Raw genomic sequence first — 12,486 nt, 5'->3', positions numbered from 1 at the left:
AACCAAGCCTTATGCAGGCTGTTCGACGCCTTCGACATACCAGTCCATCGACAGCAGTTCGGCATCGGTCATGGTGACGCCGGCAGCGACGCGCTCGGCGCCGGTATTGTCGTTGATCGGGCCGGTGAAGATGTGGAACGAGCCATCGATCTGGCCGGCCTTGATCTTCTCGGCGTCGGCGACGACGTCAGCCGGGACCTTGGCATTGTACGGGCCCATCTGCACGACGTCTTCCTTGAGGCCTTCCCAGGTATTGCCGGGAGCCCAGGTGCCGGCCAGAACGGCTTCGGCCGACGCCAGGTAATGCGGGCCCCAATGGTCGATGATGGCAGTCAGCTGGGTCTCGGGAGCAAAGGCGCTCATGTCGGCGCCCTGGCCGAAGCCGCCGACGATGCCACGCTCGGCAGCAACCTGCAGCGCGGCGGGGCCGTCGGTGTGCTGGGCAATGATGTCGATGCCCTGGTCGATCATGGCGCGAGCCGCGTCGGCTTCCTTGGCCGGGTCATTCCAGGTCGAGATATACACTGGCTTGACGGTGAAGGCAGGGTTGATGCGACGGCCCGACAGCGCCAGCGCGTTGATGCCCATCACCACTTCGGGGATCGGGAACGAACCGATATAGCCAGCCTTGCCGGTGACCGAGAGATGGCCGGCAATGGTGCCGCAAACGGCGCGGCCTTCGTAGAAGCGGGCGTTGTAGAGGCCGATGTTCGGGCCGCTCATATAGCCGGTGGCGTGCTCAAAGGCGACGTCGGGGAACTGCGGCGCGACCTTGACCAGGCTGTCGCCGAAACCAAAGCTGGTGGCGAAAATCAGGTTGCAGCCCTGCTGGGCCAGTTCGCGGATGACACGTTCGCAATCGGGGCCTTCCGGTACGTTCTCGACGAACACGGTCTCGACCTTGTCGCCCAGCTTTTCTTCGACATAAAGGCGGCCCTGATTGTGGGCATAGTTATAGCCATTGTCATTGATCGAGCCGACATAGATGAAGCCGATCTTGATCTTTTCCACCTGCGCGAAGGCGCTCGAGCCCATCAGCGGAAGCGCCATGGCGGCGCCACTGATCTTGACGAAGTTACGACGTGAGATTGTCATGGTTTTCTCCTGGATGACGGTAGTTTCGATTGAGACGCTCATTTGGCGGCGTATCAATTAGAGGGCAAAAACGGCTTGCCGAGGCAGGCCGGGGCATTGGTGGAGGCGTCGCGGCGGATCGAGATAAGCACCAGCACGGCGACGGTGGCAAGATAGGGCAACGCCGCCCAAAGTTCGGATGGAATGACCGAAAGCGGCCCGCCGCCAGCCTTGGCGTAAAGCTCCATGGTCATCACGAGGCCGAACAGATAGGCGCCAGCCAGCAGCCGGAATGGCTTCCACGAGGCAAACACCACCAGCGCCACGGCGATCCAGCCGCGACCGGCGGTCATCCGTTCGGCCCATTGTGGCGTCAGCAGAAGCGGGAAGCACGCCCCCGCAATGCCGGCCATGGCGCCGCCAAACATCACGGCCATATAGCGCACCCCGATCACCGAATAGCCGATCGAATGCGCCGACTGGTCGTTCTCGCCGACGGCACGCAGGATCAGCCCGGCGCGCGTCCGATGCAGGAAGTACCAGATCGCCGCCACCATGATGAAGGCGAAATACACCGGGAAGGAATAGCCGAACAGCACCTTGGTAAACGGGCTGGCCGCAAACTCGGCCGGGAACAGCGGCCGCATCAGCGTTACCGGCCTGGCCGAATAGGAAGAGCCGGCCAGCGCCGAAAAGCCGGTGCCAAAAATCGTCAACGCCAGCCCCGTCGCCGTCTGGTTGGCTGACAGCGACAGGGTCAAAAACCCGAAGATCAGCGAGGCACACACGCCCGCGCCGGCCCCGGCCAGCAGTGCCAGGTAGGAATTGCCGGTATGGAACTGCACCACGAAGCCGGCAATGGCGCCGATCAGCATCATGCCTTCGACGCCGAGGTTGAGCACGCCGGAGCGTTCCACCACCAGCTCGCCGAGAGCGGCGATCAGGATCGGGGTCGAGGCCCCGACGACGGTGATCAGAATGGCAAGCATCAAATCCATTATGCTGTCCCCGCCGTGGCCTGCGGCATGACGCGCCGTAGCCGGTATTTGATGAGGATATCGCCGGCCAGCAGGAAGAACAGCATCATTGCCTGGAAAATGCCGGTCGCCGCATTGGGCAGCCCGATGGTGGTCTGAGCCACCTCGCCACCGACAAAGGTGATGGCCAGCACCACACCGGCGACGATGACGCCCAGCGGGTTAAGCCGTCCGAGAAAGGCCACGATGATGGCGGTAAATCCATAGTTGGTAGGGAAGCCCGGCACCATGCGCTGGAACGGTCCGGCCACTTCCAGCACGCCCGCAAGACCTGCGAGACCCCCGCTGACCAGCATGGCCAGCCAGATTGTCCTGTTCTCGGAAAACCCGCCATAGCGCGCGGCATGAGGCGCCGCGCCGACCACGCGCATGCGATAGCCGAACACTGACTTGCTCATGATAAACCAGGCGACCAGCCCGACCAGTACGGCAATCGGCACGCCCAGATGCACGATGGTGCCCGGTATGATCGTCGGCAGCCGCGCCGCTTCGGAAAACAGCCGGGTCTGGGGAAAGCCCATGCCCATCGGGTCCTTCCACGGGGCGCGGATCAGATAGTAGATCAACTGCACCGAGGCATAGGTCAGCATTAGCGAAGTCAGGATTTCGTTGACGTTGAGGCGGGTCTTGAGCAGCGCCGGTATCGACGCATAGGCCATGCCGCCGAGCATCCCGGCCAGCACCATCAGTGGCAGTATCCACCAGCCGGTCATGCCCCAGGTCAGCAGCGCAATACCGGTGCCAGCCAGCCCGCCGACGATATATTGCCCCTCGGCGCCGATGTTCCACACATTGGCGCGATAGGCGATCGAAAGCCCGACCCCGATGATGATCAACGGCGCGGCTTTCACCCCAAGGTCCTGCCACTTGTACGAATTGGTCAGCGGCGTCAGGAAAATTTCCCGCACCGCGCCGATGCCGTCATAGCCGATTACCGAGAAAATCACGGCGCCCAACACCATGGTCAGCAGCACCGCCGCAACCGGGGTGGCATAGCTCATCAACTTCGATGGCTCGCGCCGCTTCTCAAGCCGGAATTGCATGGGAAGCCTCCGTCGCACCGTGCACGCCACCCATCAGCAGGCCAATCTCTTCGATACTCACCTCGGCCACCGGCCGGGCCGGGCTCAATTGCCCCATGTTTACCACCGCCAGCGTGTCGCACAGCGCCCGCAACTCATCGAGATCCTGGCTGATCACCACGATAGCCGAACCGGCTGCCGCGAGGTCAACCAGCGCCTGATGGATCGCCGCCGCCGCGCCCGCATCGACCCCCCAGGTCGGCTGGCTCACCACCAGCACGCTGGGCTTCTGCAGGATTTCGCGGCCCATGATATACTTCTGCAAATTACCGCCCGACAGCGACCCCGCCATCGACGACGGCCCCAGCGCCTTGACGGCAAAGTCCGCGATCACCTTGCCGGTGTAGGTTCGCGCCGCGCCCGAATTGATCAGCCCCATCATCACCATGCCGAGCCGGTCACGCGCCGTCAGGATCGAATTGTCGCTCAGCGAAAAGTCGCCCACTGCCGCGTGGCCATTGCGCTCTTCGGGCACAGCGCAAAGCCCGCGCTTGCGCCGCCCGGTGGTGTCGAGCAGGCCGATGCCGTAGCCGTCGATGGTAATGGCGTCCTTGTCGTCGCCCAGAATTTCGCCCGAGAGAGCATCGAGCAAGGCGTTCTGCCCATTGCCTGCTACGCCGGCAATGCCGAAGATTTCGCCCGCCCTGACGGTGAAGCTGATGCTATCGACCGGCACTTCGAAATGGCCGGTCTTCTTGGTCGAAAGCCGCGATACCACCAGCTTGGGCAGGCCCATGCTGCGCCCCTCGGCCCGCACGATATCCTTGAGCCCCGCGCCGATCATCTTCTCGGCCATCGAGCGCGAGGTTTCCTGCGTTGGGTCGCAGGTATCGACCAGCTTGCCGCCGCGCAGGATCGTCGCCGTGTCGCACAGCGCTTTGATTTCATGCAGCTTGTGGGAAATGTAGAGAATGGAACAGCCCTGCGCCGCCAGCTTGCGCAGCACCTCGAACAATTGCGCCACTTCCTGCGGCGTCAGCACCGAGGTCGGCTCGTCCATGATCAATAGCTTGGGATCGAGCAACAACGCCCGCACGATTTCGATGCGCTGGCGCTCGCCCACCGATAGCGTCGCTACGGTGCGGTGCGGATCGAGCAGCAGGCCGTATTTGGTCATCACCTCTCGGATGCGCGCTTCGAGCTCGCGCGAAGGGATTTTCGCATCCATACCCAGCGCGATATTCTCCAGCACCGTCAGCGCCTCGAACAGCGAGAAATGCTGGAACACCATGCCGATACCGAGCTTGCGGGCGGCCTTGGGATTGGCCACCACCACCGGCGCGCCGTCCCAGCGGATTTCGCCCGCGTCCGGCTGCATGATGCCGTAGATCATTTTGACCAGGGTGGATTTGCCGGCGCCGTTTTCGCCCAGCAGGGCGTGGATTTCGCCTGGCCGTACCGAAAAACTGACATTGTCATTGGCGAGAACGCCTGGGAAGGCCTTGGTAATACCGGTCAATTCAAGCCGATGCGGCATACTAGCGTCCAATCACCACCCCCAATGACTTGGGGGTGCGTGCCCGCACATTCTCAGCTTCCCGTTGACCAATGTGGACCATAATTTCCGCCGCCGCCAGTGCCGCGATAACCGCCGGCCGTTTATCCCCAAGGCCGTGCTGGCCGATCGGCAAAACCAGTCGTTCGAGGGCTCGGGCATCGCCACCTTCCGTCTTGAACCAGCTAGAAAATTTCGCCCGCTTGGTCTGGCTGCCGACCATGCCGACATAGGGCGCATCGAGCCGCGCCAGCGCTTCCTGCGCAATCAGGAAATCCAGCGCATGATCATGAGTCAGGATCACGAAGCTGCTGCCCTGGGGCGCCGATCGCACCACCGCTTCGGGCATTGCCACAATCCTCGCCGTAATCCCCTTCGGCAGCAACTCCAACTCCTCCCGCCGCGTGTCGATCACCTCAAGCTGCACCGGCAAAATCGCCAATATCTGCGCCAGCGCCCGCCCGACATGCCCGGCGCCAAACACATAGACATGCGGCAGCGCCGCATCTACCTCAGCCACCAGTTTCGCCAGTTCAACCCGCTTGTCAGCGTCGGCATAAGCCAAGCTCACGCCAACCCGGCCGCCACAGCACTGGCCGATCTCCGGCCCCAGCGGCACATCCATCGCGTCTTCCGCCTGCCCATTGGCAATCAGCCGCCGCGCATGCTCGATCACCATATATTCCAGCGCCCCGCCGCCGATGGTTCCGAACAAGGCGCTCCGGCCCACCAACATAAACGTCCCCTGCTCGCGTGGGGAAGAACCCCGCACGGACGTCAGTTCGCAGACGATGACGTCGGTGTTTGTGACGAGGAAGCTGGTGAGCTCAGAGCTGCGGGTCATGGGCGGCAGACCCATTTCGAAGGGGATACCTCCGCCCAGCCTCCCCCTGATAGGGGGAGGCGCTGATCGAGTATGCCTCGATAGCGGTTCAAACGCGGAGAAGTCCCTCCCCCTATCAGGGGGAGGCTAGGTGGGGGTACTCCGATGCCAAAGTCAGCGCCTCCCTCCCCCATGTGGGGAGGGAATGAGGGTGGGGGTGATGTCGAGATGACCGCCATGCTCATCTTCGTTTCATCCGCTGCACACCCATCAGCACCCGCTCCGGCGTCACCGGCGTATTCATCCGCGGCGCAATTCTATAGTCCGCCACGCTCGCCACCGCCATCGACAGCGCCTCGACCACGCTCATCGCCAGCATCAGGGGCGGCTCGCCGACGGCCTTGGAGCGCCCAATGGTCGGCTCCTTATTGATCGACCATTCCGCCAGCCGCACGTTGAAAATCGGCGGCACATCGCTGGCCAGCGGTATCTTGTAGGTCGACGGCGCCTTGGTGCGCAGTTCGCCCTTGGCGTCCCAAACCAGCTCCTCGGTGGTCAGCCAGCCCATACCCTGGATGAACCCGCCTTCGACCTGCCCCAGGTCGATGGCCGGATTGAGCGAGCGCCCCACGTCGTGCAGGATATCCACCCGATCGACGGTATATTCCCCGGTCAGCGTATCTATCGTCACTTCGCTCGCCGAAGCCCCATAGGCAAAATAATAGAACGGATGCCCGCGCCCCGTCGCCCGATCCCAATGGATCTTCGGCGTCTCGTAGAACCCCGCAGCCGACAGTTGCACTCGGTTCAGATAGGCCGACGCTGCCAGCTCGGCGAACGGCACGAACTGGTCTCCAGCCTGGATACCGCCCTGCACCCACTCGATCTCGGATTCCGCGACCTGGTGCAGCTTGGCCGCATGCTTGACCAACCGCTCCTTGATCTGCCGCGCCGCATCCCAGGCCGCCATGCCATTGAGGTCTGAACCCGACGACGCCGCCGTGGCCGAAGTGTTTGGCACCTTGCCCGTCGTCGTCGCCATGATCTTGACCACGTCCAGACCGACACCGAACGCATCGGCCAGCACCGCCGCCACTTTGATATAGAGGCCCTGCCCCATCTCCGTGCCGCCGTGGCTGAGATGAATGGACCCGTCCTTGTACACATGCACCAGCGCGCCAGCCTGATTGTACCAGGTGGCCGTGAAAGAGATGCCGAACTTGACCGGCGTCAGCGCGATGCCCTTTTTGAGGATCGGGCTGCCCGCATTATACTTGATGATCGCCGCCCGCCGCGCCTGGTAGTCTGACGACGCCTCCAGCTCATCCACCACGCGATGGATGATATTGTCCTCCACCGTCTGGTGATACGGCGTCACATTATCCGTGTCGGTGCCATAAAAATTTGCCTTGCGGATCTCCAGCGGATCGCGCCCCAGCGCATAGGCAATGTCCTCGACCAACCGCTCCGCCGCCAGCATCCCCTGCGGTCCGCCAAAACCCCGAAACGCCGTGTTCGACACCGTGTTGGTATAAAGCGGCTGCGACTGCACCCGCACTGCCGGATACCAATAGGCATTGTCCGCATGAAACAGCGCCCGGTCGGTCACTGGCCCCGACAGGTCCGATGAGAACCCCGCCCGCGCCCCATAGACCGCATCCACCACATGAATCTTGCCGTCATCGTCATAGCCGACGTCATAATCGACCACGAAATCGTGCCGCTTGCCGGTGGCCGTCATGTCGTCGTCGCGGTCCGGCCGGATCTTGCAGGCGCGGTTCCACTTTTTCGCGGCCAGCGCTGCCACCGCCGCAAACAGGTTGCCCTGGGTTTCCTTGCCGCCAAAACCACCGCCCATGCGCCGGATCTGGATCGTCACCGCATGGTGGCGAATGCCCAGCACCTGCGCCACCATCAGTTGCACTTCGCTCGGATGCTGCGTCGAGGCAAACACCGTGACGTCCTCATCCTCACCCGGAATGGCCAGCGAAATCTGTCCCTCCAGGTAGAAGTGATCCTGCCCGCCGATCTCGATACTGCCCTTGACCCGATGCGGCGCCTTGGCAAAACCAGCCTCGACATCGCCGCGTTCGAGCTTCAGCGGATCGGTCACTAGCTTGCCACCCGCCGCCTGCGCATCGCGCACATTGGTCGCAAATGGCAGCTCGCGATACTCGACCTTGGCCAGATGCGCCGCCCGCCGCGCTGCATCGCGCGTCTCGGCAATCACCGCAAACAGCGGCTGCCCCCAAAAATGCACCTTGTCGGTGGCAAACACCGGCTCATCATGCCGATGGCTCGGCGACACGTCATTCTCGCCCGGAATATCCTCCGCCGTCAGCACCCCGATGACGCCCGCAAACGCCTTCACCGCCGCATAATCAATCGAAACGATCTCGGCATGCGGCTTGGTCGACAGCGCCAGATACGCATGCATCGTGCCCGCCGGCTCGATCATGTCGTCGATATATTCCGCCGTGCCCGACACATGTTTCGGCCCGCTGTCATGCCGGGTCGACGTATGCAGCGCTGCGATGACGATAGGCGCCTGGTGCTTGTTCATGCCACCTCCCGCCGCAGTCGCTGCCCGTGCCCGGTGCTGTCCAGATAAAACCGCTGCAGCAGGTTCTGCGCCGTCAGCAGGCGATAATCCGCGCTGGCACGCATATCCGATATCGGCTGATAATCCTCGCCAAACACCGCCATCGCCGCCGCCACAGTCTCCTGCGTCCACGGCCTGCCCACCAGTGCGGCTTCCACCGCCTTGGCCCGCTTCGGCGTCGCTGCCATGCCGCCAAAGGCAATCCGCGCCATGCCCACCATGCCATGGTCGTTGACGAAAACCCGGAACGCTCCGCACAGCGTCGAGATATCCTCCTCGCGCCGCTTCGAAATCTTGTAGCAGGCAAACTGCTCGCCCACCGGCAGCAGCGGTATGGTCACGCTCTCGACGAACTCGCCCGGCTGCCGGTCCTGCTTGCCATAGGCGATGAAATAATCCTCCAGCTTGATCTCGCGCCGATGCTCCCCGCGGCGCAGATGCAGCTTGGCCCCCAGCGCAATGAACGGTGGCGGCGTGTCACCGATCGGCGAACCATTGGCAATATTGCCGCCGATGGTCCCCATGTTGCGGATTTGCTCGCCGGCAATGCGGTTCCACAGCTCGCCCATATCTGGAAAATTCGCCGCCATCACCGGCAGCGCTTCGGAATAGCTCACCCCGGCGTAAAACCGCACTTCGCTGTCATTTTCGGCGATGCGCTTGAGTTCCTGCAGATGGTTGATGAACACCACCGGCCCAATCGAGCGCATCTGCTTGGTCACCCACAGCCCCACATCGGTCGAGCCATTGACGATGGTCGCGCCCGGATTGGCCTCATAAAACGCCGCAAAATCATCGAGGTTGGCCGGCACCACGATCCGCTCGGCGCCCTCGCCGATCTCGACCCGCTTTCCGTCGGTAATCGCCTTGATCTTGCCCTTGAGCGCAATTCGCTCGGCCCACAGCGGGTCTCCCTGCGGCGCACCATAGGTGGAAATCGCCTTGGCCGCCCGGATGATCGGCGCATAGCCGGTGCACCGGCAGAGGTTACCCTGCAGTGCCTTCTCGATTGCCGTCTGGCTCGGCTCCGGGTCGCGCATCCATAGCCCGTAAAGGCTCATAACGAAGCCCGGCGTGCAAAACCCGCATTGCGAACCGTGGTGATCCACCATCGCCTGCTGCACTGGATGCAACACGCCGTCCTTGCCGCGCAGATGCTCTACTGTCACCACATGCGATCCATGCAGGCTGCCGACAAAGCGGATGCAGGCCGTCACCGAGTCATAGATGATCTCTTCACCCAGCAACCTGCCAATCAGCACGGTGCAGGCGCCGCAATCACCCTCAGCGCAGCCTTCCTTGGAACCGCGCAACCGCCGATCCAGCCGCAGCCAATCGAGCAAGGTCGTGTCCGGCTTCACATCGGTCAGGCTGATTTCCTGGTTGTTCAGGATGAAGCGAATGGCGCCCGAAACCTCGGTCATGCCTAGCTCCCCCGATAGGTCGAATAGGCAAACGGGCTGACCAGCAGCGGCACGTGATAGTGGCTGTCCTCGGAAATCTGGAAGCGGATCGGCACCACATTGAGGAATGGCGTCTCGATCTCGGTGCCCAGACGTTCGTAATACTGCCCCACATGAAAGCGGATTTCGTATTCGCCCTTTTCGAACTGCTCCGGGGTCAACAGCGGCGCATCCACCCGCCCGTCGGCGTTGGTATAGCCGTCGGTGATGTGGTGCGTATGATCGTCATGCACGTAATGCAGTTCGATCCGCATGCCACGCGCCGGCTTGCCGTGCATGGTGTCCAAAACATGCGTAGTGAGGCGTCCACTACCCGCCATGTGCTGCTCCGTCTGTAACCCCAGGGTGAGACTATCGCATCAACCGCGTTGCGCAATGCTCATTTTTTACCATCTGGTCCATTTTTGTGCATCTTGTTCTGTGACGCCGAACTCATACTATCCGCACGAACCAGACGAGAGCAGACTCGATGCGCTACCCCCGCGACATGCATGGCTACGGCCAGACCCCGCCCCACGCCAACTGGCCCGGTGGCGCCCATGTGGCGGTGCAGTTCGTGCTCAATTACGAAGAGGGCGGTGAAAACAATATCCTGCATGGCGACGCCGCCTCCGAGGCCTTCCTCGTCGACGTGCTCGGCTCGGTGCCCTGGCCCGGCCAGCGTCACGCCAACGTAGAATCCATGTACGAATATGGCGCCCGCGCCGGCTTCTGGCGGCTGCATCGCCTGTTCACCGAGGTAAATCTGCCGGTCACCGTTTATGGAGTCGCCACCGCCCTGATGCGCGCTCCAGCCCAGCTCCATGCCATGCAGGAGGCCGGATGGGAAATTGCCAGCCACGGCTACAAATGGGTACAGCACAAGGATATGCCCGCCGACGAAGAGCGCCAGCAGATCGCCGAAGCCATTCGCGTTCACACCATAGCAACGGGCGAGCGCCCCAGGGGCTGGTACACCGGCCGCTCATCCTTGCAGACGGTGGACCTGGTCTCGGAAGCCGGCGGCTTTGCCTATATTTCCGATACCTATGACGACGACCTGCCCTATTGGCGCGTCTATCAGGGCCAGCCGCACCTGATCATTCCCTATAGCCTCTCGACCAACGACATGCGCTTCGTCACCGGGCCGGGCTTCGACAATGGCGAGGAATATTTCCAGTTCCTCAAGGACACGTTCGACGTCCTCTATGCCGAGGGCCGGGCCGGCAGTCCCAAGATGATGTCGCTGGGCCTCCATTGCCGCCTCGTCGGCCAGCCCGGCCGCTTCCAGGGCCTCAAGAAGTTCGTCCATTACATCACCGGCTTCGACAAGGTCTGGGTCCCCACCCGCCTCGCCATCGCCGAGCACTGGGCAAGCGAACACCCCTACGTCGCCCCCGAGGTCATCCCCTCCCAGCTCGACAAAGGTGATTTCGTCGCCCGCTACGGCTCGATCTTCGAGCACTCCCCCTGGATCGCCGAACGCGCCTGGGATGGCGAACTGGCCCCGGTCAACGACACCGCAATCGGCTTGCATTTCGCGTTGCGCACGCAATTCCGCCTGGCCACCCCCGAAGAACGCCTCGCCGTCCTCTGCGCCCACCCCGACCTCGCTGGCAAGCTCGCCGCCGCCAAGCGCCTGACTGCCGAATCCACCGCCGAACAACAGTCCGCCGGTCTCGACGCCCTGACCGACGACGAACGCGAAAAATTCACTGCGCTCAACACCGCCTATGTCGAAAAATTCCACTTCCCCTTCATCATCGCCGTCCGCGACCACACCAAACCCAGCATCCTCGCCGCCTTCGAACACCGCCTCGGCAACAGCACCGAGCAGGAATTCGCCACCGCCACCGCGCAGGTGGAACGTATTGCCTCGCTGCGCCTGCAGGCGGTCTTGGGGTGAAGCTCCACTTCACCTAGCCCCTGAGGGGAGAGGTCGGCGCGCAGCGCCGGGTGAGGGGTTCAGAGGTCGGCGAAGGCACGGTGCCTCACCCGTCGCCGGATGGCCCTTCCTCTAAAGCGAGACGCAAGAAAGAAGCCCCCCTTGCCCCAAGCCGCGCTGTCGTCGATGATCGCCCAACAGCCTGAACGCTCTAGGAACCCAATGGCCGACTCCACCTATGCCTCGCCTGCCGGCGGACTGCCGCCCCAGACTGCGCTTCACACTGGCCGCGCCGTGTTTACCGAGGCCTATGCGCTCATTCCGCGCGGTGTGATGACCGATATCGTCACGTCATACCTGCCCCATTGGCGCGACGAGCGCTGCTGGGTCATCGCCCGCCCGCTCTCCGGCTTTTCCGAGACCTTCTCGCAATACATCATGGAGGTGATGCCCGGCGGTGGTAGCGACAAGCCCGAGCCCAATCCGCTGGCCGAAGGCGTGCTCTTCGTCGTCGAAGGCCAGGCCACCGTCACCATCGAGGGCAAGAGCCATCTGCTCAAGCCCGGCGGTTATGCCTTCTTGCCCCCCGGCTGCCAGTGGACCTTTCTCAACAAGGGCACTGTGCCGGTCCGCTTCCACTGGGTCCGCAAGCGCTACGAGGTCGTCGAGGGCATCGAGACGCCGGATGCCTTTGTGGCCAATGAACAGGACGAGCCGATCATCTGGATGGCCGGCACCAAGAACACCTGGGGCACTACCCGCTTCGTCGATCCGGCCAATGTGCGCCACGACATGCACGTCAATATCGTCACGCTCGAGCCCGGCGCGGTCATTCCCTTCGAGGAAACCCACGTCATGGAGCACGGCCTCTATGTGCTCGAAGGTAAAGCCGTCTACCGCCTCAACCGAGACTGGGTCGAGGTCGAGGCCGGCGATTTCATGTGGCTGCGTTCCTTCTGTCCGCAGGCCTGTTACGCCGGTCCAACCCGCTTCCGCTACCTGCTCTACAAGGACGTCAACCGCCACATGAAACTGCCATTCTGACC

At 62.8% G+C, this 12,486-nt stretch carries 10 protein-coding genes; 2 read left to right on the top strand and 8 right to left on the bottom strand.

All coding sequences use genetic code 11. From position 1 onward, the window contains the following. Positions 1–9: 9 nt before the first annotated feature. The 8 genes from WH91_RS15605 to uraH form a co-directional block, all read right to left on the bottom strand. On the bottom strand, positions 10–1,095 hold the full coding sequence (locus WH91_RS15605; RefSeq protein WP_046171960.1) for a BMP family ABC transporter substrate-binding protein: 1,086 nt from the start codon (positions 1,093–1,095) through the stop codon (positions 10–12). A 53-nt stretch (positions 1,096–1,148) separates the two neighbouring features. Then, positions 1,149–2,072 (bottom strand): ABC transporter permease, encoded by a 924-nt coding sequence (locus tag WH91_RS15600; protein WP_046171929.1) that lies wholly within the window; start codon positions 2,070–2,072, stop codon positions 1,149–1,151. After that, positions 2,072–3,154, bottom strand: coding sequence for an ABC transporter permease (locus WH91_RS15595; RefSeq protein ID WP_046171928.1), 1,083 nt, complete (start codon positions 3,152–3,154; stop codon positions 2,072–2,074). Before WH91_RS15595 ends, WH91_RS15600 begins: the two co-directional genes overlap by 1 nt. Next, positions 3,138–4,670, bottom strand: a complete 1,533-nt coding sequence (locus WH91_RS15590; RefSeq protein ID WP_046171927.1) for an ABC transporter ATP-binding protein — start codon at positions 4,668–4,670, stop codon at positions 3,138–3,140. Before WH91_RS15590 ends, WH91_RS15595 begins: the two co-directional genes overlap by 17 nt. 1 nt (position 4,671) lies before the next feature. Further along, positions 4,672–5,532: a xanthine dehydrogenase accessory protein XdhC gene (gene xdhC, locus WH91_RS15585; protein WP_046171959.1), complete on the bottom strand. Its 861-nt coding sequence runs from the start codon at positions 5,530–5,532 to the stop codon at positions 4,672–4,674. A gap of 220 nt (positions 5,533–5,752) precedes the next feature. Then, positions 5,753–8,074, bottom strand: a complete 2,322-nt coding sequence (gene xdhB, locus WH91_RS15580) for a xanthine dehydrogenase molybdopterin binding subunit (RefSeq protein ID WP_046171926.1) — start codon at positions 8,072–8,074, stop codon at positions 5,753–5,755. Further along, positions 8,071–9,537 carry a xanthine dehydrogenase small subunit gene (gene xdhA, locus WH91_RS15575; protein WP_046171925.1) on the bottom strand — a complete coding sequence of 489 codons (1,467 nt, stop codon included), beginning with the start codon at positions 9,535–9,537 and terminating at the stop codon, positions 8,071–8,073. The genes xdhB and xdhA overlap by 4 nt, the downstream gene beginning before the upstream one ends. Before the next feature lie 2 nt (positions 9,538–9,539). Continuing rightward, entirely contained in the window at positions 9,540–9,896 is a 357-nt protein-coding gene (uraH, locus tag WH91_RS15570; protein ID WP_046171924.1) for a hydroxyisourate hydrolase, read from the bottom strand. A 149-nt stretch (positions 9,897–10,045) separates the two neighbouring features. On the opposite strand from uraH, the gene puuE reads away from it, so the two are divergent. Then, positions 10,046–11,461, top strand: coding sequence for an allantoinase PuuE (puuE, locus tag WH91_RS15565; protein WP_046171923.1), 1,416 nt, complete (start codon positions 10,046–10,048; stop codon positions 11,459–11,461). Between the two features lie 201 nt (positions 11,462–11,662). After that, positions 11,663–12,484, top strand: coding sequence for a bifunctional allantoicase/(S)-ureidoglycine aminohydrolase (locus WH91_RS15560; RefSeq protein WP_046171922.1), 822 nt, complete (start codon positions 11,663–11,665; stop codon positions 12,482–12,484). Positions 12,485–12,486 lie beyond the last annotated feature (2 nt).

Source organism: Devosia psychrophila, assembly GCF_000971275.1.
GTDB lineage: Bacteria > Pseudomonadota > Alphaproteobacteria > Rhizobiales > Devosiaceae > Devosia > Devosia psychrophila.
The sequence above is the reverse complement of the archived record's forward strand: the minus strand, read 5'-3'. Positions and strand labels throughout refer to the sequence as shown.